At 69.8% G+C, this 20347-nt stretch carries 18 protein-coding genes and 1 riboswitch; of the genes, 13 read left to right on the top strand and 5 right to left on the bottom strand.

Features of this window, described 5'->3' with window-relative positions; genetic code table 11:
- Window positions 1–101 precede the first annotated feature (101 nt).
- The 7 genes from BpN12_RS20390 to BpN12_RS20360 all read left to right on the top strand — a co-directional run bounded on the left by BpN12_RS20390 (window position 102) and on the right by BpN12_RS20360 (window position 7447).
- The gene (locus BpN12_RS20390) at window positions 102–1136 is read left to right on the top strand and encodes a substrate-binding domain-containing protein (protein WP_246797264.1); all 1035 of its coding nucleotides are present in this window, start codon (window positions 102–104) and stop codon (window positions 1134–1136) included.
- 174 nt (window positions 1137–1310) lie between these two features.
- Complete coding sequence (locus BpN12_RS20385; protein ID WP_246797945.1) at window positions 1311–2366, top strand: ABC transporter substrate-binding protein; 1056 nt, start codon at window positions 1311–1313, stop codon at window positions 2364–2366.
- A gap of 11 nt (window positions 2367–2377) precedes the next feature.
- Window positions 2378–3199, top strand: coding sequence for an ABC transporter permease (locus BpN12_RS20380; protein WP_246797944.1), 822 nt, complete (start codon window positions 2378–2380; stop codon window positions 3197–3199).
- Window positions 3200–3209: 10 nt separating this feature from the next.
- Window positions 3210–4109 carry an ABC transporter permease gene (locus BpN12_RS20375; protein ID WP_425306354.1) on the top strand — a complete coding sequence of 300 codons (900 nt, stop codon included), beginning with the start codon at window positions 3210–3212 and terminating at the stop codon, window positions 4107–4109.
- A gap of 48 nt (window positions 4110–4157) precedes the next feature.
- Window positions 4158–5186, top strand: a complete 1029-nt coding sequence (locus BpN12_RS20370) for an ABC transporter ATP-binding protein (protein ID WP_246797262.1) — start codon at window positions 4158–4160, stop codon at window positions 5184–5186.
- Between the two features lie 52 nt (window positions 5187–5238).
- On the top strand, window positions 5239–6063 hold the full coding sequence (locus BpN12_RS20365; protein WP_246797261.1) for a phosphodiesterase: 825 nt from the start codon (window positions 5239–5241) through the stop codon (window positions 6061–6063).
- 175 nt (window positions 6064–6238) lie between these two features.
- The gene (locus BpN12_RS20360; protein WP_246797260.1) at window positions 6239–7447 is read left to right on the top strand and encodes an MFS transporter; all 1209 of its coding nucleotides are present in this window, start codon (window positions 6239–6241) and stop codon (window positions 7445–7447) included.
- Window positions 7448–7573: 126 nt separating this feature from the next.
- On the opposite strand, the gene BpN12_RS20355 is transcribed toward BpN12_RS20360, so the two are convergent.
- Together BpN12_RS20355 and BpN12_RS20350 are read right to left on the bottom strand one after the other, a co-directional pair.
- Window positions 7574–8521, bottom strand: coding sequence for an EamA family transporter (locus BpN12_RS20355; RefSeq protein ID WP_246797259.1), 948 nt, complete (start codon window positions 8519–8521; stop codon window positions 7574–7576).
- A 3-nt stretch (window positions 8522–8524) separates the two neighbouring features.
- Complete coding sequence (locus tag BpN12_RS20350) at window positions 8525–8770, bottom strand: hypothetical protein (protein WP_246797258.1); 246 nt, start codon at window positions 8768–8770, stop codon at window positions 8525–8527.
- 261 nt (window positions 8771–9031) lie between these two features.
- A riboswitch (TPP riboswitch) is annotated at window positions 9032–9148 on the top strand.
- Window positions 9149–9222: 74 nt separating this feature from the next.
- Here BpN12_RS20350 and thiC point away from each other — a divergent pair.
- From thiC to BpN12_RS20325, 5 genes are all read left to right on the top strand, one after another.
- Entirely contained in the window at window positions 9223–11154 is a 1932-nt protein-coding gene (gene thiC / locus BpN12_RS20345) for a phosphomethylpyrimidine synthase ThiC (protein WP_246797257.1), read from the top strand.
- 241 nt (window positions 11155–11395) lie between these two features.
- A complete protein-coding gene (locus tag BpN12_RS20340) occupies window positions 11396–11608 on the top strand; it encodes a glycine zipper 2TM domain-containing protein (RefSeq protein WP_042624301.1) in 213 nt (70 codons plus the stop codon).
- Between the two features lie 216 nt (window positions 11609–11824).
- Complete coding sequence (locus BpN12_RS20335) at window positions 11825–12169, top strand: hypothetical protein (RefSeq protein ID WP_246797256.1); 345 nt, start codon at window positions 11825–11827, stop codon at window positions 12167–12169.
- Window positions 12170–12434: 265 nt separating this feature from the next.
- Window positions 12435–13373 (top strand): DMT family transporter, encoded by a 939-nt coding sequence (locus BpN12_RS20330; protein ID WP_246797255.1) that lies wholly within the window; start codon window positions 12435–12437, stop codon window positions 13371–13373.
- A 435-nt stretch (window positions 13374–13808) separates the two neighbouring features.
- Complete coding sequence (locus tag BpN12_RS20325) at window positions 13809–15113, top strand: EAL domain-containing protein (protein ID WP_246797254.1); 1305 nt, start codon at window positions 13809–13811, stop codon at window positions 15111–15113.
- Window positions 15114–15127: 14 nt separating this feature from the next.
- Here the strand turns inward: BpN12_RS20325 and BpN12_RS20320 are convergent, their stop codons facing one another.
- The 3 genes from BpN12_RS20320 to aspT form a co-directional block, all read right to left on the bottom strand.
- Window positions 15128–15592 (bottom strand): hypothetical protein, encoded by a 465-nt coding sequence (locus tag BpN12_RS20320; RefSeq protein WP_246797253.1) that lies wholly within the window; start codon window positions 15590–15592, stop codon window positions 15128–15130.
- A gap of 154 nt (window positions 15593–15746) precedes the next feature.
- A complete protein-coding gene (locus BpN12_RS20315) occupies window positions 15747–17402 on the bottom strand; it encodes a bifunctional aspartate transaminase/aspartate 4-decarboxylase (protein ID WP_246797252.1) in 1656 nt (551 codons plus the stop codon).
- Between the two features lie 122 nt (window positions 17403–17524).
- Window positions 17525–19210 (bottom strand): aspartate-alanine antiporter, encoded by a 1686-nt coding sequence (aspT, locus tag BpN12_RS20310; protein WP_246797251.1) that lies wholly within the window; start codon window positions 19208–19210, stop codon window positions 17525–17527.
- 772 nt (window positions 19211–19982) lie between these two features.
- Between aspT and BpN12_RS20305 the strand changes: the two genes are divergently transcribed.
- Window positions 19983–20264 carry a hypothetical protein gene (locus BpN12_RS20305; RefSeq protein WP_246797250.1) on the top strand — a complete coding sequence of 94 codons (282 nt, stop codon included), beginning with the start codon at window positions 19983–19985 and terminating at the stop codon, window positions 20262–20264.
- Window positions 20265–20347 lie beyond the last annotated feature (83 nt).

Below are 20347 nucleotides of genomic sequence, written 5' to 3'. Positions count from 1 at the left end.
GCGCAATCGTTTTCCGTCGGCGGCGGTCAATTTGACGTCATCGATCCGTCATATGCGCTGTCGATAATTTTGGCCACGAAAACGATTACAACTCCGAGTTCATGACGTCGACCATCAAAGATGTGGCCGCCCTGTCCGGCTTTTCGATCGCCACCGTGTCGCGGGCGATCAATGCGCCGGACTCGGTGAACCCGGCCACGCTCGCGACGATCCATGAAGCGATCGAAACGCTGCAGTTCCGCCCGAGTCCGCTGGGCCGCCAGCTGCGCAACGAGCGCACGCAGCTGATCGGCGTGATGCTGCCCACGCTCGCGAATCCGGTGTTCGCCGAATGCCTGCAGGGCATCGACGAGCTAGCCTCGCGCGCCGGCTTCAAGCTGATCGTGATGACCACCGAATACAATGCGGCGCGCGAACGGCACGCGATCGACACGTTGCGCGCGCAACGCGTCGAAGGGCTGATCCTGACGGTGGCCGACGCGCATGCGCATCCGCTGCTCGACAAGCTCGACGAGGACGGCCTGCTCTACATGCTGATCCACAACGACACGCCGCATCGCCCGTCGGTGGCGGTCGACAACCGACTCGCCGCCTACGACGGCGTGCGCCACCTGATCGCGCGCGGCCACCGCCGCGTGCTGATGCTGGCGGGCTCGCTGGCCGCCTCGGATCGCGCCCGGCTGCGCCATATCGGCTACGCGCAGGCGCTCTCCGACCACGGGCTGGTGCCGCTGCCGGCGCTCGAGGTCGACTTCAACGCCCCGGTGCTGCCGAACGCGGTGCTCGCGCACCTGACCTCGCGCACCACGCGGCCGACGGCGATCTTCTGCAGCAACGACCTGCTCGCGATGGTGGTGATGCGCGGGCTGCGCGACGCGAACTTCAGCGTGCCCGACGACATTTCGGTGCTCGGCTTCGACGGCCTCGCCGTGGGCGAGCTGCTGGCGCCGGCGCTGGCGAGCGTCGCCACGCCGAACCGCGAGATCGGCCGCTTCGCCTGGCGGCGCCTGGCCGAACGCCTCGCCGGCGAGACCCACGACACGCCCGCGCTGACGCTGCCGCACGTGGTGCGCGACGGCGCCTCGATCGCCACGATCGGCGACGGCGTCGTGACGAGCCTCGTGCGAGGCCGCTGAGCGTCCCGCCATGCCGCCGCCCACCGCGCCCTCGTCTCTCGCCATCGCCAACCCGGCGCCGCGCCGGCCCGCCTCGGCGCGCATGCCGGCCGCGCCGTCGCCGGCCGGCTTCGCCACCTCGCGCGCCGCGCACCATCGTCCGCCCCATTCGCTCCCGTCAGGAGGCCCGCAGTGATTCCTCGTCCCTCGTCGCGGCACGCGCGCCTCGCCGCGCTGCGCCGCGCGGCCGCTTCGGCGGCCCTGGCTGCGATCGCAGCCCTCGCCGCGTTCGCGCCGGCCGCCGCGCAAGCCGAGGAAACGGCGATCTGCTACAACTGCCCCCCCGAATGGGCCGACTGGGCCGCGCAGACCGCCGCGATCAGGCAGGCGACGGGCATCCGCGTGCCGGCCGACAACAAGAACTCGGGCCAGGCGATCGCGCAGCTGATCGCCGAGCAGAAGAGCCCGGTGGCCGACGTCGTCTACCTCGGCGTGTCGTCGGCGATCCAGGCCCGGCAGCGCGGCCTGATCGAGCCGTACAAGCCGGCCCACTGGGACCAGATCCCGGCGAACCTGAAGGACCCGCAGGGCTACTGGTTCGCGATCCATTCGGGCACGCTCGGCTTCTTCGTCAACCAGGACGCGCTCGACGGCCGGCCGGTGCCGCGCTCGTGGGCCGACCTGCTCAAGCCCGAATACAAGGGCATGGTGGGCTACCTCGATCCGTCCAGCGCGTTCGTCGGCTACGCGGGCGCGGTGGCCGTGAACCAGGCGCTCGGCGGCTCGCTCGACGATTTCCGCCCCGCGCTCGACTGGTTCCGCAAGCTCCGCGCGAACCGGCCGATCGTGCCGAAGCAGACCGCCTACGCGCGCGTGCTGTCGGGCGAGATCCCGATCCTGATCGACTACGACTTCGACGCCTATCGCGCCGAGTACAAGGACCACGCGAACGTGGCGTTCGTGATCCCCGCCGAGGGTACGATTTCGGTGCCCTACGTGATGAGCCTGGTGAAGAACGCGCCGCACGCGGCCAACGGCCGGAAGGTGCTCGACTTCGTGCTGTCCGACGCGGGCCAGAAGCTGTGGGCCGCCGCGTGGCTGCGGCCGGTGCGCCCGCAGACGCTCGCGCCCGAGGTCGCCTCGAAGTTCCTGCCCGCGAGCGACTACGCGCGCGCCCGGCCGGTGGACTTCAGCAAGATGGCGGCCGTCCAGCAGGCGTTCGGCCAGCAGTACCTGCAGGCGCTGCCGTGACGGCCGGCGCGATGCGCGAGCTGACGTTCCCCACCGGCTGGCGGGTCGCGCTGGTCGCGCCGGCGCTGGCGGTGTTCGCCGCGTTCTGGCTGCTGCCGATGGCGGCGCTGGTGCGCGAGTCGGCCGGCAACGCGCCGCTCGACACCTACGCCGCGCTGCTCTCGAACCCGCGCTACCTGAAGACGCTGGCCGCCACGGTCGCGCTGTCGGCGGCGGTCACGCTCGTCGCGCTGGTGCTGTCGACCGTGGCCGGGCTGCTGCTCGCGCGCCGCGCGTTCGCCGGCAAGCGCCTGCTGGTGGCGCTGCTGACCTTCCCGCTGGCGTTCCCGGGCGTGGTGGTGGGCTTCATGGTGATCATGCTGGCGGGCCGCCAGGGGCTGATCGGGCTGCTGTCGGCGAAGCTGACGGGCGACCGGTGGGTGTTCGCCTACTCGATCGCGGGCCTGTTCGCCGGGTATCTGTACTTCTCGATTCCGCGCGTGATCGTGACCGTGATCGCCGCCGCCTCGAAGCTCGACGCCTCGCTCGAGGAGGCCGCGCGCTCGCTCGGCGCCTCGCCGTGGCGCGTATTCGCCGACATCGTGCTGCCGGCGCTCGCGCCGGGCCTGATCGCCTCGGGCGCGATCTGCTTCGCGACCTCGATGGGCGCGTTCGGCACCGCGTTCACGCTGGCCACCGAACTCGACGTGCTGCCGATGACGATCTACACCGAATTCACGCTGAACGCAGACGTGGCCACCGCGGCGGGCCTGTCGATCGTGCTCGGCCTCGTCACCTGGGCCGTGCTCGCGATCGCGCGCAGCCTGACCGGGCAGGCCGCCGCGGCCGCATGAGACTACCGCGATGACGCCGCCCACCTCCGATACCGTTGTGCCCGCAACTTCCACGTCGCCATCGCCGGTTCCGCAACCCGACCGCGCGCGCCGCGAGTTCAGGCTCGGTTCGGCCCTGCAATGGCTCGTCACGCTCGGCCTCTGCGCGTTCCTGATCGTGCCGGTGCTGATGTCGGTGCTGACCGGCCTGACCGTCAACGCGTTTCGCGGCCTGTCGAGCGGGCTCACGCTGCACTGGCTGGTCGAAGTCTGGACCCAGTACCGCGGCTCGGTGTGGCTCTCGCTCGCGGTCGCGCTCGCCACGCTCGCCGTCACGCTGGTCGCCGGCGTGCCGGCCGGCTACGCGCTCGCGCGCAGCCGTCATCGCGCCGCGCGCCTGATCGAGGAAGCGCTGGTGCTGCCGGTCGCGCTGCCGGGGCTCGCCTCGGCGCTCGGGCTGCTGATCGTCTACGGCGGCTTCTCCGCGTTCCGCACCAGCCTCTGGTTCATCGTGGTCGGCCACGTCGTGTTCACGCTGCCGTTCATGGTCCGCGCGGTGGCCGCCGTGGCCGCGCGCGCCGACCTGCGCACGCTCGAGGAAGGCGCGGCCAGCCTCGGCGCCTCGTTCGCCACGCGCTTCACCACCATCGTGCTGCCGAACCTGCGGCCCGGCATCGTGGCCGGCGCGCTCGCGGTGCTCACGCTGTCGATCGGCGAGTTCAACCTGACCTGGATGCTGCACACGCCCGACACCAAGACGCTGCCGGTGGGCCTCGCCGACACCTATGCCTCGATGCGCATCGAGCTCGGCAGCGCCTACACGATCCTGTTCCTGCTGATGACGCTGCCGCTGCTGCTGGCGATGCAGTGGCTCGGCATCGACGCGGCCGGCTCGCGGATCGACGCCGCGCCGCGCCGGCCGTCCGCCTGAGATCCACGCGCCAACGCACGCCCCAACCCGCCCCCACCCGCCACGCCGATGAAACTCGCCTCCCTGCCCGTCACGCTCACGCGCTGCGCGAAGACGTTTCGCGCCACGCGCGTGCTCGAACCGCTCGATCTCGCGATCGCGGCCGGCGAAACGCTCGTGCTGCTGGGCCCGTCCGGCTGCGGCAAGACCACCACGCTGCGCCTGATCGCCGGGCTCGATACGCCCGACGCCGGCGGCACCATCGCGTTCGGCGACGAGGACGTGACGGCGCTGCCGATCGAGCGCCGCCAGGTGGGCATGGTGTTCCAGAACTACGCGTTATTCCCGAACCTGACGGTGCGCGGCAACGTCGGCTACGGCCTGCGCATCCGCCGGACCGAGGCGGCCGCGCTGCGCGCGCGCGTGGACGAACTGCTGGCGATGATGCAGCTGACGGCGCTGGCCGAGCGCCCCGTCACCGAGCTGTCGGGCGGCCAGAAGCAGCGCGTCGCGCTGGCCCGCGCGCTGGCGGTGCAGCCGCGCGTGCTGCTGCTCGACGAGCCGCTGACCGCGCTCGACGCGAAGCTGCGCGAGACGCTGCGCCGCGAGATGAACGCGCTGCTGCGCGAACTCGGCGTGACCACCGTCTACGTCACGCACGACCAGGCCGAGGCGATGGCGCTCGGCGACCGCATCGTGGTGATGGGCGCGGGCCGCATCGAGCAGATCGGCACGCCGCGCGAGATCTACTACCAGCCCGCGAACCGCGCCGTCGCGCAGTTCATCGGCACGCTGAACCGGCTCGCCGGCAGCTGGCGCGACGGCATGCTCGTCACCACCGGCGGCGCGGTGCCGTCGGCCCGTCAGGTATCCGAACTGTTCTTTCGCCCCGAGGACGCGCAGCTCGTCGACCCGGCCGCCGCCCAGCTGCGCGGCGCCGTGGCCGGCTGCGCGTTCCTCGGCGAACGCACGCGCCTGAGCATCGACCACGCGGCGCCCGACGCGCTCGTGATCGACGTACCCGGCCGCATCGCGCTCGCGCGCGGCACGGCCGTGGGCCTCGCGATCGCGCCCGACGGGCTGATCGCGCTGCCCTGAGCCATCCCAGCCACCCAACCACCCCCGCCACTCCGCAACACGAGGCCCCGCCATGCTGCTCGCCCAGATCAGCGATCTCCATATCAAGCGCCCCGGCGCGCTCGCCTACCGGCGCGTCGACACCGCGGCGAGTCTCGCCCGCACCGTCGCCAGACTGAACGCGCTCGTGCCGCGCCCCGACGCGGTGCTGATCACCGGCGACCTGACCGATTTCGGCCACGACGACGAATACCAGCACCTGAAGCGGCTGCTCGCGCCGCTCGAGATTCCGTACTACCTGCTGATCGGCAACCACGACGAGCGCGGCGCGCTGCGGCGCGTGTTCGCCGAGCGCGCCGAGCTGCAGACGGGCGAGTTCGTGCAGTACGCGCTCGATCTCGGCCCGCTGCGCGTGATCGCGCTCGATTCGCAGATCACCGGGCAGAGCCGCGGCATGCTCTGCGACGCGCGGCTCGACTGGCTCGCGGCCGAGCTGCAGGCCGCCGCCGGGCGCCCGGTGGTGGTCGCGCTGCATCATCCGCCGTTCGCCAGCGGGATCGCGCACATGGACGCGCAGCGGCTCGATCCGGCCGCCGCGCGCCGGCTCGACACAATCCTGCGCGCCCATCCGAACGTCGAGCGCGTGCTGTGCGGGCACGTCCACCGGCCGATGGTGGCGCGCTTCGGCGGCACGCTCGCCTCGACGGTGGCCGCGCCCGCGCATCAGGTGGCGTTCGACCTGCGCCCGAACGGGCCATCCGCGTTCACGCTGGAGCCGCCCTCGTTCGCCGTGCATCGCTACGATCCGGCAGGCGGGCTGGTCTCGCATCACGTCTACGTCGATGCCGCCGACGGACCGCATCCGTTTTATGACGACACGGGCGCGCTGATCGACTGAACGCGGCGCCGCGCGGCCGGTGACGCGAGCGGGCGCGGCGCGGCTCGACCACGCAGGCACCTCGCTCGCCGGCCGGCCCGGCACCGGCGAATTTCACGGGCCTCCGGTATGATCGGCAGCCTTGCCGGCCCGGGCGCCGGCCGCGCCGCCACCCTCGTTTCGATCCGATCGCCTCATGTCCACGCCGAACCCCGCCGCTCCGAACCCGCCGCCCGCCGCGCATCCGCACTACTCGCGCGGCCTGCTGCTCCTGCTCGCGACCATCGCGGGCGTGTCGGTCGCCAACATCTATTACAACCAGCCGCTGCTGGGGGCGCTGCGCGAGTCGTTCCCGCGCGAGGCCGGCTGGATCGGCGTGGTACCCACGGCCACCCAGCTCGGCTACGCGGCCGGCATGCTGCTGCTCGCGCCGCTCGGCGACCGCTTCGACCGGCGCCGCCTGATCCTGCTGCAGATCGCCGGCCTCTGCGCCGCGCTGCTGATCGCGGCCGCCGCGCCGGCGCTGCCGGTGCTGGCCGCCGCGAGCCTCGCGATCGGCGTGCTCTCCACCATCGCGCAGCAGGCCGTGCCGTTCGCGGCCGAGATCGCGCCGGCCGCCGAGCGCGGGCAGGCGGTGGGCACCGTGATGAGCGGGCTGCTGCTGGGGATTCTGCTGGCGCGCACGGCGGCCGGCTTCATCGCCGAATACTTCGGCTGGCGCGCCGTGTTCTGCGCGTCGGTGGCCTCGCTCGTCGCGATCGCGGCGGCCGTGCTGCTGCGGCTGCCGCGCAGCACGCCCACCTCGACGCTGAGCTACCCGCAGCTGATCGGCTCGCTCTGGCATCTGGCGGTGGAACTGCGCGGGCTGCGCCACGCGTCGGCCACGGGCGCGGCGCTGTTCGCCGCGTTCAGCGCGTTCTGGCCCGCGCTCACGCTGCTGCTGGCCGGCGCGCCGTTCCACTTCGGGCCGCAGGTGGCGGGGCTGTTCGGCATCGTCGGCGCGGCGGGCGCGCTCGCGGCGCCCTATGCGGGCAAGTCGGCCGACCGGCGCGGGCCGCGCGCCGTGATCTCGCTGTCGATCGGGCTGGTGGCGCTGTCGTTCGTGATCTTCGCGGTGTCGGCCACGCACCTGATCGGGCTGGCGCTCGGCGTGATCGTGCTCGACGTGGGCGTGCAGGCCGCGCAGATCTCGAACCAGTCGCGCATCTACGCGCTGAAGCCCGAGGCACGCAGCCGCGTCAACACGGTCTACATGGTCTGTTATTTCATCGGCGGGGCGATCGGCTCGTCAGCCGGCGTGGCGGCCTGGCATGCGGCGGGCTGGAGCGGCGTCAGCGCGGTCGGGCTGCTGTTCGCGGCGCTCGCGGGATGGATCCACCATCGCAGCGGGCGGCATCGCGACTGAGCGCGCGGTGCCCCGGCGGCACCCGGCCGCGCGCCGCGCCGCAGCGACCGCTGATTCCGACAACGCCGTCACTCCATCCCGGCCGCCGCGCGCCCCGATCGATGCGCGGGCAACCGGTGGCGCGCGTCAGCGCGTGGCCTTGCGGGCCGGGTCGCAGAGGAACGAGAGGCCGACGCTGCCGAGGATCGCGAGCGTCGCGACCACGGTGGCGGTCGTGACCGGCTCGCCGAGCAGCAGCGCCCCGAGCGCGACGGCGACGATCGGGTTCACGTACATGCAGCTGCTCGCGAGCACCGGGCTGGTGTTGCGGATCAGGTAGCCGTAGGCGACGTAGGCGATCATCGTGCCGAAGATCATCAGGTAGAAGAACGCCACCATCGGCAGGAACGCCAGATGGATGCTGCGCTCGCCAAGGCACAGCGCCGCCACGGTCGAGGCCATGCCGCCCAGGCCGATCTGCAGCGCGGTGGACAGGAACAGGTCCGAGGGCAGCTTCAGGCGGCTCGACAGATGCACGCCACCGGCCCAGAACAGCCCGCCACACAGCACCGAGATGCTGCCGAGCGTCGAGCCGGGCGTGGACGGCCCGCCCGAGTTGAGGATCACGATGCCGACCATGCCGAGCCCGACCGCGGTCCACTCGCCCTTCGATACCTGGCGCCCCGCGATCGCGGCGATCACGGTGGCGAACAGCGGCACGGTGGCGACCATCACGGCCGCCGAGCCGCTGCTGACGGTGCGCATGCCGAGCGCGATCAACCCCGAGGAGGCCGCCACCAGCATGGTGCCGACGATCGCCGCGTTGCGGATCTCGCCGACCGAGGGCAGCGCCGGCTTGCGGCGCATCGCGAACACGAACAGGCCGATGCCGGCGAAGCCGTTGCGCATGCCCGACAGCAGCAGCGGCGGGAACGTCTCCAGCGCGACGTGCAGCGCGAGATAGGTCGAACCCCAGACGAAATAAATGAACGCGAGCGCGAGCGCGATGCGCCCGCCGCGGCTTTGCGGCAGGCGAATCCGGTCCCGCAGGCGCAGGCGGCTCGCAGCCGCGAGCAGGCGGTCGAACGGTGTCATCGCTCAGGCCGCCCGCTTGGAGCCGTGCGCATCACGGCCGCCACGAGGCCCGGCGGCCGGCGCAACGCGATGCGATTCGGGCGTGTGCGAAACAAACGAGGAGACGAGCGCGCGCGGCCGGCATGAAGCCGGAGCGGCAGGGAAAAACGGGCGGGACGGCATGTCGTCGAGAACGGAACCGGAGAAGTCGAACTGACCCAGCGAACGCGGGAGCGCCGCGAGCCGCGACGCATCGAAGGCATTATGCATGAACGCTCCCGCCGAAAATCGCCGTCAATCAGGAAAAGCGCGGCGCTGATGCATCGGCGCGACACCGCGGTGCCACGCTCGCGCCTTGCTACGGCTGCTCGCGCCTCGGCGCCTGCCGCGACGCGACGGCCGCTTGCCGGAATCCGACGCGCACCCGGCACGGGTTTGACACGCAGCCGGCACGCCTGCCGCGATCCGGCACCGGAAACCCGTGCGTCGGCAGCGGTTGAAACCACGGCCGTCCGGGTGTATCGTTCGCCCTAGCTAACGCGGGGGTCCTGCGTGGCGCCATTCGAAACACGGCGCTTCGCGGGTGAGAAATACCCTTTGAACCTGATCTGGATAATGCCAGCGCAGGGAAGCGTACAGGCCTCGACCATTTGCCTCATCCTCCGGCCGGCCTGCCGCCCATCTCGTCTCCTGCTTAGCGCCCCACATCAGGAGATGACTGCATGAATGCCAATCCGAAGTTCCTGTCCGCCGATGCCCGCGTCGACGCCGCCGCGATCGCCCCGCTGCCGAATTCCCGCAAGGTCTACGTCACCGGCTCGCAGCCCGACATCCGCGTGCCGATGCGCGAGATCACGCAGTCGGACACGCCGACCGGCTTCGGCGGCGAGAAGAACCCGCCGATCTACGTCTACGACACGTCCGGCCCGTACACGGATCCGGAAGCCGAAATCGACATCCGCTCGGGCCTGCCGGCGCTGCGCCAGCGCTGGATCGAGGCGCGCGGCGACACCGAGACGCTGGCCGGCCTGACGAGCGACTACGGCCGCGAGCGCGCCGCCGACGCGGCCACCGCCGAGCTGCGCTTCCCCGGCCTGCACCGCCAGCCGCGCCGCGCGCAGGGCGGCCGCAACGTCACGCAGATGCACTACGCGCGCCAGGGCATCGTCACGCCGGAGATGGAATACATCGCGATCCGCGAGAACCAGCGCCGCGCCGAGTACCTCGAAAGCCTGCGCGACAGCGGCCCGAACGGCGCCAAGCTGGCCGCCATGATGGGCCGCCAGCACCGCGGCCAGGCATTCGGCGCCGCCGCGTTCGGCGCGCAGGCGCTCAGCGAGATCACGCCCGAGTTCGTGCGCGAGGAAGTGGCGCGCGGCCGCGCGATCATCCCGGCCAACATCAACCACCCCGAGTCGGAGCCGATGATCATCGGCCGCAACTTCCTCGTGAAGATCAACGCGAACATCGGCAATTCGGCCGTGACCTCGTCGATCGGCGAGGAAGTCGACAAGATGACCTGGGCGATCCGCTGGGGCGGCGACACGGTGATGGACCTCTCCACCGGCAAGCACATCCACGAGACGCGCGAGTGGATCATCCGCAACAGCCCGGTGCCGATCGGCACGGTGCCGATCTACCAGGCGCTGGAAAAGGTCAACGGCAAGGCCGAGGACCTGACCTGGGAAATCTTCCGCGACACGCTGATCGAGCAGGCCGAGCAAGGCGTCGACTACTTCACGATCCACGCCGGCGTGCGCCTGCAGTACGTGCCGCTGACGGCCAACCGGATGACGGGCATCGTCTCGCGCGGCGGCTCGATCATGGCGAAGTGGTGCCTCGCGCATCACAAGGAAAGCTTCCTCTACGAGCACTTCGAGGACATCTGCGACATCATGAAGGCCTATGACGTGAGCTTCTCGCTCGGCGACGGCCTGCGTCCCGGCTCGATCTACGACGCCAACGACGAAGCGCAGCTCGGCGAACTGAAGACGCTCGGCGAACTCACCCAGATCGCCTGGAAGCACGACGTGCAGGTGATGATCGAAGGCCCCGGCCACGTGCCGATGCAACTGATCAAGGAGAACATGGACCTGCAGCTCGAATGGTGCGACGAGGCGCCGTTCTACACGCTCGGGCCGCTCACCACCGACATCGCGCCCGGCTACGACCACATCACCTCGGGCATCGGCGCGGCGATGATCGGCTGGTTCGGCACCGCGATGCTCTGCTACGTCACGCCGAAGGAGCACCTCGGGCTGCCGAACAAGGACGACGTCAAGGAAGGCATCATCACCTACAAGCTCGCGGCGCACGCGGCCGACCTGGCCAAGGGCCACCCGGGCGCGCAGGTGCGCGACAACGCGCTGTCGAAGGCGCGCTTCGAGTTCCGCTGGGAAGACCAGTTCAACATCGGCCTCGATCCGGACAAGGCGCGCGAATTCCACGACGAGACGCTGCCGAAGGACTCGGCCAAGGTCGCGCACTTCTGCTCGATGTGCGGCCCGCACTTCTGCTCGATGAAGATCACGCAGGACGTGCGCGACTTCGCGGCGAAGCAGGGTGTGTCGGAAACCGAGGCGTTGAAGAAGGGCATGGAGGTCAAGGCCGTCGAGTTCGTCAAGACCGGCGCCGAGATCTACCACCGCCAGTGAGCGTGCGCGCGGCGGCCGGCGCCGCCACGGCGTCGCGCGAGCCGGCGGCGGCATGCCGGCGGCCTCGCGCGGGTCGGCGTGCCGCGTTGCGCCGCAAGGCGCATTCCCGCGCGGATACATTTGATTACGCGGGAAAAGACGCTTAACAAGTCCTTACAGCAGCGCGTGGCGGCCTCGGCTAGATTGATAGTGTCGCGCGGCCTCTGCGCCGCGCCTTTTCCACTCTTGCGAGGAGCCAGTCATGAACTCGATCCGGCGTGTTGGGATAGGTGCTTTGTTGATCGCCACCATCGCGAGCCTTTCGGCCTGTGATTCGATGACCACGCGCCAGCGCGATACGGCGATCGGGGCCGGTGTCGGCGGCGTGGCCGGCGCGGCGATCGGCGGCAGCGCGCTGTCGACGCTCGGCGGCGCCGCGGCGGGCGGCCTGATCGGCAACCAGGTGGGCAAGTAAGCCGCGGGGCGTTCGCAATGCTTCACTCGGGATGGCGGGCGGTGTCCCGCCATTACCGTTTGCTGCTCGCTGGTGAAGCGCCTCCGGCTCGACAAGGCGCGGCGCGCGGCCGGTTGAAATGCGCCGTTACCGTTTCACACAGCGTTTCATCTTCGACGCGCCTAAGCTGCCGGTATTGCCACCGACACACAGGATGCCTCCGCATCGAGGCCCGCCATGAAAACCCGCACCTTCGCCGCCGCCGCGCTCGCCACCGTTGCGCTGGCCGGCTGCTATTACCCTTACGGCTACTACCCCGCCGGCGGCTATGCGGCCACGCCGGTACCGACCGACCCGGTCGTCGCGGCCGCGCCGCCGGCCGCGGCCTATCCGGCGCCGGCCTACGTCGCGCCGGCCTATCCGGCGTATTACCCCGGCTACTACCCCGCCCCCGCCTACTATCCGGCCTACGGCGGCTGGGGGGGACCGTCCGTGTCGCTGGGCTTCCGCTTCGGCGGCGGCTGGGGCGGCCGGGGATGGGGCGGCCGCGGTTGGGGCGGCGGCTGGCACGGGCATCGCTGATCGACCGGGCTTGCCGGCTTGCGAGCCGCCGCGCCCCGCTTGCGTTGCCGGCTCCTGATTCCTCCCGTCTCGATCCGTTGCGGTGGCGCTCGCGCCGCCCTCCCCGCCTGAGATCCGGCCACGGCGCATCCGGGCGCCGTCGCCTTTCGTCCGACTTTTCCGTTTCCTGTCGTTTCATTCAATCGTGTAACACCGGTGCCCGGCACGCGCTACCATGCCGGGGCATATCCGCCCGGGGCATACCCGCTCCACACCGAGTTACACCATGTCCACCCGCCATCTCTCGCTGCTGATCCTGCTCGCCTCGCTCTGGGGCGCCTCGTTCCTGTTCATTCGCGTCGGTGTCGCCGAGTTCGGCGTCGCGCCGCTGATGGCGCTGCGCGTCGGCTTCGGCGCGCTGTTCCTGACCGGCCTCGCGCTCTGGCGGGTCGGCGCCGGCCCGCTCGCGGCCGCGCTGCGCAGCCATGCGTGGCCGCTGCTGGTGTGCGGTCTGCTCAATTCGGCCGCGCCGTTCTGCCTGTTCGCGTTCGCCGAGCTGACGCTGCAGGCCGGCATCACCTCGGTGATCAACGCCACCGCGCCGCTCTGGAGCGCGCTGGTGGCCTACGTCTGGCTGCGCGAGCGGCTCTCGCTCACGCGCACGCTGGGGCTCGTGACCGGCTTCGCGGGCGTGCTGCTGCTGGTGGCGCGCCAGGTGTTCGCGCCGGACGGCGGCACGGGCGGCGCCACCGGCAGCGCGGGCGCCACGGCACTGGCCGCCGCCGCCGCGCTGGCCGCCACGCTGCTGTACGGGATCGCCGCGAACTACACGAAGCGCAAGCTGTCCGGCATCGATCCGCTGCTCAACGCGGCCGGCACCATGATCGGCTCGACCGTGCTGCTGCTGCTGCCGGCGCTCGCGACCTGGCCGGCCGCGCCGGTCTCGGCACATGCCTGGGGCTCGGTGCTCGCGCTCGGCATCCTCTGCACCGGCGTGGCCTACTTCATCTTCTTCCACCTGATCGCGCACGTCGGACCGTCGCGCGCGATCACCGTCACGTTCGTGATTCCGATCTTCGGGATCTTCTGGGGCGCCGTGTTCCTCGACGAAGCGGTCGCGCCGATCATGCTCGCCGGCTGCGCGGTGGTGCTGCTCGGCACCGCGCTCGCCACCGGCGTGATCCGGCGCATCCCGGGCCTGGGGCCGGCGCGCGACGCGGCCTGACCCGGCGGGCCGCGCGACCGCGTGGCGGCACCGGCAAGGCGTGCCGCGCGGCCCGCCCGATATCCGCCGCCTGCCTGCCCCGCCGCCGCCTGCCTCGCCGCGCCGTCGTTCCGGTCACCTGAACGATTCGCGGCGGGACGCGGCCGCCATGACCGCCATGACGACCGCCTCATGCCGGCCCCGGACCGGCATCGGTCGGCCGCGATCGCCGTCGCAACGCAATCCATGATCGATTCGCCATTCGCGTCCACACGCATTTTCTGCCGTCAAACAATCGGTGTAGAGTACGTGTGGACATGCGACGCGGCCTGCCCGACGCCCTCTATCGGCGGCGGTCGGGCCGCGCGCCCGACGACGTTTCATACGCGACCGCGCGGTCCGCACCGACGATGCCACCGGCCTGTCGGCGCGCCGCCCTCACTGGACCGACGCGCAATGCGACCGTCTGCCGAACTGACACTCGACAATCTCGTCAGCCTGCTCGTCTCCGACGGCGCCGGCGGCTGGGCCGCAAACTACCGCGGCATGCGCCTCACGAGCGTATTCCAGCCCGTACTCTCGATCACGCACCGGCGCATCGTCGGCTACGAGGCGCTGGTGCGGGCGCATGCCTCGCACAGCGCCTCGCTCGAACCGGAAGCGCTGTTCGCGCTCGCGCACACGCGCGGCGACGCCCCGCTCGTCGACCGCATGACGCGCTGCCTGCACGCGGCGAACTTCGCCGCGCAGGACCCCGGCCACGGCTGGCTGTTCCTCAACGTGATGCCGCAGATGCTCGATTCGGGCAGCGCGCAGCGCGAATCGATCGACGAGCTCTGCGAGCACTTCGCGCTGCCGCCCACGCGCGTGGTGCTGGAAGTGATCGAGCAGCCGGTACGCGACGAGGCCGCGCTCGCGCGCACCATCGACCGCATCCAGCATCGCGACTTCCTGATCGCGATCGACGATTTCGGCACCGGCTTCTCGAACTTCGATCGCGTCTGGCAGGCGCATCCCGACATCGTCAAGCTCGACCGCTCGCTCGTCGAGCGCGCCCAGCAGCCCGGCGACGCGCGGCGCAACATCCGCCACCTGGTGACGATGCTGCATCAGGCCGGCGCGATGGTGCTGGCCGAGGGCATCGAGACCGAACACGCGCTGCGGATCCTGATGGATGCCGACGTCGATTTCGTGCAGGGCTTCCTGTTCGGCCAGCCCGAGGCGTCGCTCACGCGCGCGAGCGAAGGCGGCCCGCGCTACATCGACCGCGCCTGGCAGCACCATGCGCGGCGCCGCGCCGGGCATTCGCACACGACGGGCGCCGGCTTCGACGAACTGGAGCGGCTGGTGCTGCAGACCGCGCACGCCTACGTCGCGACCGGCGACCTGGCCGGCATGGCCGCGCCGCTGTTCGAATTCGCCGCGATCCGCCGCGTGTTCGTGACCGATGCGGACGGCGTGCAGCCCGAGCCATCGATCATGCGGCCCGGCGTCGTGACGGCGACCCAGGCCGCGCGCCTCGCGCCGCTGTTTCCCGACACGCACTGCAACTGGTCGCGGCTGCCGGTCTGGGAGCGCGCGATCCAGACGCCGGGCCGCGTGGTGCTGACGGGCCCGCATCATTCGCTGACCGAAGGACGCGACGCCTGGACCGCCGCCATCGCGCTGCCGGCCGGCGACGGACCGAAGGTGGTCTGCGTCGAGTTCGTGCCCGACGGGCCCGGCGAGGTGGACGGCTTCGGCGACGCGCCGGCGGCCTGAGCGCGCCGCCGCGCTCACTGCGCGCCGAGGATCGCGGCGGCGAGCGTCGCGCCGAAGATCACAATCGCGGCCACCACCACCGCGGCGCTGACGCCCACGCCGAACAGCACGGTCCGGCCCACCGACACCGATTTCACCTCCATGCTGCGCATCTCGCGCACGTCGATCCCGGCGCCGCCGCCACCGATCGTGTGCGTGCCGATCGTCTCGACCTTCATGCTGCCCGAGGTGCCGTCGCAGCCGTGATAGCGGATCTCGTCGCCGACCTTCACGTCGTGTCCGAGATCGATCGCCAGCCGCGAGCACGCCGAGCGCACCATCTGGTTCGCCTCGCCGGCGCTGTCGCCGCCACTACCGCCGGCGCTGTCACCGGCCGGCTCGTGGACGACCGGCTGGAACGAGGTACATCCCGACACGCTCGTCGTCACCACCAGCGCGATCGCGCAAAGCTTCGCCGCCTTCGTTGCGCCTGCCTGCATTCCGCCTCCCCTTGATTCGATCGCCACGTCGCCGCCCGCGGCGCCCCAAAGACGCGAAAGGGCGGCCGGAGTCCGCGCATGCATTGCGGACCCCGGCCGCCCGGGGCGTCGCCGCTGCCGCCCGAAACGGGCGGCGGGCGGCTCTACCTGGCGCTTACTTCGCGCTTGCCCGGTCGCGGATCTTCTTGCCGGTTTCCTTCTCGTACTGGCTGACGTAGTCCTCGATCAGCTTGCGCAGCGCGCGGCCGATCTTGCGATAGTCGGACTCGTTGAGATTGGCGAGCGACACGCGGCCCGACGGATGCGGCGTGCCGAAGCCGCGGCCCGGCAGCAGCACCACCCGCGCCTCGCGGGCGAGGCGGAACAGCAGGTCCGACGGCTCGGCGCTCTTGAGCAGCCAGTCCACGAACTCGCGGCCGTACTCGCGCTCGCCGAGGAATTCCAGGTCGAGGATCGTGTAGTAGTCGACCTGGTTCGGATCGCTGTCGTCGAACGCGATGCCGACTTCCTCGTACAACGCGCGCTTGCGGCTGCGGATCAGGCGCTTCAGCGCGTTCTTGTACGCGTCCGGCGTATCCATCAGCGAGAACAGCGAGAACAGCACCATCTGCACCTGCTGCGGCGTGGCGAGGCCGGCCGTGTGGTTCAGCGCGACGGTCCGGCTGTCGGCCACCAGGCGGTCGATGAACTTCAGCGAATCCGGATCGGTCGTGATCGATTCGTAGCGTTCGTGCAGGCCGTGCTTCTGTTCCTTCGTCAGCCTGGCGATCTGGCGGTCCAGCACGTTGTCGCGATGCGTTGCGATGGTGCCGAGGCGCCAGCCGGTGGCGCCGAAGTACTTCGAATACGAGTAGACGAGGATCGTGTTGTGCGGCGCGAGCGCGAACAGCGAGACGAAATCGTCGGCGAACGTGCCGTACACGTCGTCGGTCAGCAGCACCAGGTCCGGGCGGTCCTTGACGATTTCCGCGATGTACTCGAGGCTCTCGTCGCTCAGCCGCACCGACGGCGGATTGCTCGGGTTGACGAGGAAGAACGCCTTGATCTTCGGGTCGCGCAGCTTGTCGAGTTCGTCCTTCGAGTACTGCCAGTTGTTCTCGACCGTCGCATTCAGATGCACGACGTCGAGCTGGTAGTCGTTGAGCTTCGGAATCTCGATGTACGGCGTGAAGATCGGCATGCCGAGCGCGATGGTGTCGCCCGGCTTGATCAGGTGGTTCTCGCGCATCGTGTTGAAGATGTACGTCATCGCCGCCGTGCCGCCTTCGGTGGCGAACACGTCGAATTCGCCGACGAACGGATGCTTGCCGATCATCTCGCGGCGCAGGTACTGGCCGACGATCACTTCCGACAGCTTCAGCATGCGGTCGGGCACCGGGTAGTTCGCGCCCAGGATGCCTTCGCACATTTCATAGAGGAAGTCGGTGTCGGACAGGCCGAGCTGGTCGCGCACGTAGGACACCGCGCCGCGCAGGAAGTCGATGCCGGGGCAGCCGCGGTTCTCGCGCAGGAACAGGTCGAAGCGCTCGACGATGCCCTCGCGCTTGGGCATGCCGCCGAGCCCTTCGGGCATGTAGGCGAACGAGCGCTCCGCCTCGCGCATCGCGAACAGGCCGAGCTGCCAGAAGCCGTGGCGCGGGATGGTGGCGAGGAAGTTGGGGTTGCCGCGGCCGGCGTTCAGCATCGAGACGTTGGCGGGGCGTTCGACCACGCCCTCGCCGGCAACCTTGATCAGCTCGTCCTTCAGTTCGAAGGGGCTGAGGGCGGCGAGTTTTGCCCGCTCGTTCAGGTTTTTGTCGTTCTTGGTCATGTTTCCATTCTCCGATAAGAACAGTTAAGAGTGCCGCGGCGGGGTAGACGCCACGACGTGTCGAATCCGGTATTGAGCGAGCCGGCCCGCGAGGGCATCGGCTCGCGCCTGGGGGGGATGGGTCAGACGAGGCCGACCACGAGCGGCCCGAGCAGCGTCAGCAGCACGTTGGCGATCGCATAGGTGATCGCGAACGGCACCGTGGGAATCGCGCTTTCGGCCTTGTCGAGCACGCCGCCGAACGCGGGGTTCGCGCTGCGCGAGCCGGCCAGCGCACCGGCCAGGATCGCCGCGTTCTTGTAGCGCAGCACGTAGCGGCCGAACAGCATGGTCAGGATCAGCGGGACCACCGTGACCACGATGCCGAGCAGGAAGATCGTCATGCCGCTCTGCTTGACCGTGACGACGGCCTGCAGGCCCGAGTTCAGCCCGACCACCGTGACGAAGCCGGCCAGCCCGATGTCCTTCAGCAGCTGCGAGGCCGCGGTCGGCATCACGCCGTACATCGGGTGCTTGCCGCGCATCCAGCCGAACAGCAGGCCGGCCACGAGACAGCCGCCGCCCGAGCCGAGCGTCAGCGGAATGCCGCCGACGCGCGCCACCAGCAGGCCCAGCAGCAGGCCCAGCACGATGCCGGTACCCATGTAGATGAAGTCGGTCTTGTTCGTGTACGGAAGTTCGTAACCTGCCGCGTCGACAGCGCGCTTCGTGTCCTTCGGGGTGCCATAGAACGTGATGACGTCGCCGTGCTGCAGCTCGGTGTCGGCGAACACCGGCAGCGGCTGGCCGGCGCGCGTCGCGCTCTCGACGTACACCCCATGGCGCAGGTCGCGATCGACGTTGGCGCGCACCTCGGCCAGTGTGGTGTGGTTCATGCCCTTGCGCGCGAACACGCCCTGGCGCTTCTGCATCGGGATGTTGATGTCCTCGCCGTCCTGCAGCTCGGCGCCGATCGTGGCGGCCGCGCCGACCATGCCTTCGCGGCGCCCCACCAGCAGCACGACGTCGCCGTTGCTCAGCACGAAGTCCGGCGTCGGCTCGACCGCCTTGCCGTGACGGCGGATGGTCTCGACCGTGACCAGATCGCCATGCTCCACCTCGACCTGCTGGATCGTGCGGCCGGCCGCACCTTCGATGCGGAACACCCGGCCCACCAGTTCAGGCAGTGCGGCCGTCTGGCCCGCGGCGGGCGCGAGGCGGTTGCCCGACAGCTCGCGCTCGGCGTCCTGCGAGGCTTCCTTGAGCCCGCGGCCCATGAACTTCGGCAGGATGTTCACGCAGACCAGGATCGAACCGAGCGAACCGAACACGTAGGTGACGGCATAGCCGATCGCCACGTCCGCCTGCAGCGACTTGATCTGGTCGAGCGGCAGGTCGAGGCGCGAGATCGCGTCGCCGGCCGTGCCGATGATGGCCGACTGGGTCAGCGCCCCGCCGGCGAGCCCGGCGGCCAGCCCCTTGTTCAGGTGGAACAGCTTCGCGCAGATCAGCACCGTGAACAGCGCGCTCACCGCGAGAAACACCGCCATCGCGATCTCACGCAGGGTCTTGCGGCTCAGCGAATTGAAGAACCCGGGGCCGGACTCGTAGCCGACCGCGTAGATGAACACGGCGAACATGACCGACTTGACGCCGTTGTCGATCGTAATGCCCACCTGGCTGATCACGACGGCGGCCAGCAACGAGCCGCCCACGCCGCCCAGCTGGAATTTCCCGAACTTGATTTGGCCGATGAAATAGCCGATGGCCAGAGATAGGAAGAACGCTATCTCCGGCGACCTCGTGAATATGTTGTGTAACCAGGTCATGGTTGCCTCTCCGCTCTTAAAGAAAGTTGTTGTTCGGAACGGGTGTTTCCGTACTTGTGCGCGAACCGTGCGCGCGCCCCTCCTCCCTGTCACCTCCCGACACTCATCGCTGCCGGCAGGCCGGAGCCGACGATGCAGCCCGTCGAGCCACGGCCGCCGCGGCTCGCGAACGAGACGCGGCCTGCCCGCGATCGCTTCGCACGGGCCATGCCAATGATTCGGTATGCGAAATAACAGCAGGACGATCCGCCCCGGGAGAGCGGATGCCGGCGGCCATCATGAACACATGCCGAAGCGGTTCGCGGAGGATGGCGCCGGACGACACGCATGAAAACGTGGCGTTCGGCCGGCCGCTCCGCGATCGATTCCGTTGTCACCGTCTCTGGCGGCCGGGGCGGCCGGTGGACGGTTTGCAATCTCGATCAACAGCGCCTGCGTGATGCCAGACGAGTGATGCCCCTGAGCGGATACCGGCGCGATGGGCCGGGCGGCGGCAGGCGGAAACCATCCCGCGCGCCACCGGATCGGCCCGAACCGGGCTTCATGGCAAATCAATCGAATCATTCATATGCCATGAAAACTGCAATGCGGCTTTCGATCCAAGCCACTGCTTTCATCCAAAACACCGTGGGACATCCAGCAATCCAGGCATTTTTTCCAACTGAGGCATGACTCTTCTTCAAAACACCCATCGATCGTATGCCAAGTTACTTACAAAATCCATACATTTGACGAAATTTGTCAATGGGACCGCTCGTCGCTGACGAATTTCTTGCTGAAAATCAAATTCACATCGGACCCTAAAAATCAATTAACGAATGAATTACCTCACGTAGTTGAAATAAAAGACGGAACGGTCACGGCCGTTTCCAGCGCCGTCCGCGGCGCAGCAGACGCCGTGAAGCCCGGGGCGTCGAGCGGCCGGACCGCCCTGCCCCGGCACCGCGCGCCGGGCCTCGATCCGGCCGCGGTGGAGCCGCGAAATTCCACGCCCACAAGGGAATTTGTCAGAAGAATTGATGGTTTGGGAAGCTGGCTTGAGGTGGATCGTTGATGCCTGTCACCTGCCTCGCAGGCTAGCGCCGAGGCGGTGGAAGTCGGGGGCCGGGCGGATCGGCAGGCTACCGCCGTGTGCTG

Source organism: Burkholderia perseverans (genome assembly GCF_022870505.1).
Classification (GTDB): domain Bacteria; phylum Pseudomonadota; class Gammaproteobacteria; order Burkholderiales; family Burkholderiaceae; genus Burkholderia; species Burkholderia plantarii.
Note: the sequence above shows the minus strand (reverse complement) of the source record. Positions and strands in the feature narration are given on the sequence as shown.

Excerpts from the sequence above, each read along its gene's own strand:
- BpN12_RS20390 (WP_246797264.1), top strand. The coding sequence starts at position 102 with ATGACGTCGACCATCAAAGATGTGGCCGCCCTGTCCGGCTTTTCGATC.
- BpN12_RS20380 (WP_246797944.1), top strand. The coding sequence starts at position 2,378 with ATGCGCGAGCTGACGTTCCCCACCGGCTGGCGGGTCGCGCTGGTCGCG.
- BpN12_RS20375 (WP_425306354.1), top strand. The coding sequence starts at position 3,210 with ATGACGCCGCCCACCTCCGATACCGTTGTGCCCGCAACTTCCACGTCG.
- BpN12_RS20370 (WP_246797262.1), top strand. The coding sequence starts at position 4,158 with ATGAAACTCGCCTCCCTGCCCGTCACGCTCACGCGCTGCGCGAAGACG.
- BpN12_RS20365 (WP_246797261.1), top strand. The coding sequence starts at position 5,239 with ATGCTGCTCGCCCAGATCAGCGATCTCCATATCAAGCGCCCCGGCGCG.
- BpN12_RS20360 (WP_246797260.1), top strand. The coding sequence starts at position 6,239 with ATGTCCACGCCGAACCCCGCCGCTCCGAACCCGCCGCCCGCCGCGCAT.
- BpN12_RS20355 (WP_246797259.1), bottom strand. The coding sequence starts at position 8,521 with ATGACACCGTTCGACCGCCTGCTCGCGGCTGCGAGCCGCCTGCGCCTG.
- BpN12_RS20350 (WP_246797258.1), bottom strand. The coding sequence starts at position 8,770 with ATGCATAATGCCTTCGATGCGTCGCGGCTCGCGGCGCTCCCGCGTTCG.
- thiC (WP_246797257.1), top strand. The coding sequence starts at position 9,223 with ATGAATGCCAATCCGAAGTTCCTGTCCGCCGATGCCCGCGTCGACGCC.
- BpN12_RS20340 (WP_042624301.1), top strand. The coding sequence starts at position 11,396 with ATGAACTCGATCCGGCGTGTTGGGATAGGTGCTTTGTTGATCGCCACC.
- BpN12_RS20335 (WP_246797256.1), top strand. The coding sequence starts at position 11,825 with ATGAAAACCCGCACCTTCGCCGCCGCCGCGCTCGCCACCGTTGCGCTG.
- BpN12_RS20330 (WP_246797255.1), top strand. The coding sequence starts at position 12,435 with ATGTCCACCCGCCATCTCTCGCTGCTGATCCTGCTCGCCTCGCTCTGG.
- BpN12_RS20325 (WP_246797254.1), top strand. The coding sequence starts at position 13,809 with ATGCGACCGTCTGCCGAACTGACACTCGACAATCTCGTCAGCCTGCTC.
- BpN12_RS20320 (WP_246797253.1), bottom strand. The coding sequence starts at position 15,592 with ATGCAGGCAGGCGCAACGAAGGCGGCGAAGCTTTGCGCGATCGCGCTG.
- BpN12_RS20315 (WP_246797252.1), bottom strand. The coding sequence starts at position 17,402 with ATGACCAAGAACGACAAAAACCTGAACGAGCGGGCAAAACTCGCCGCC.
- aspT (WP_246797251.1), bottom strand. The coding sequence starts at position 19,210 with ATGACCTGGTTACACAACATATTCACGAGGTCGCCGGAGATAGCGTTC.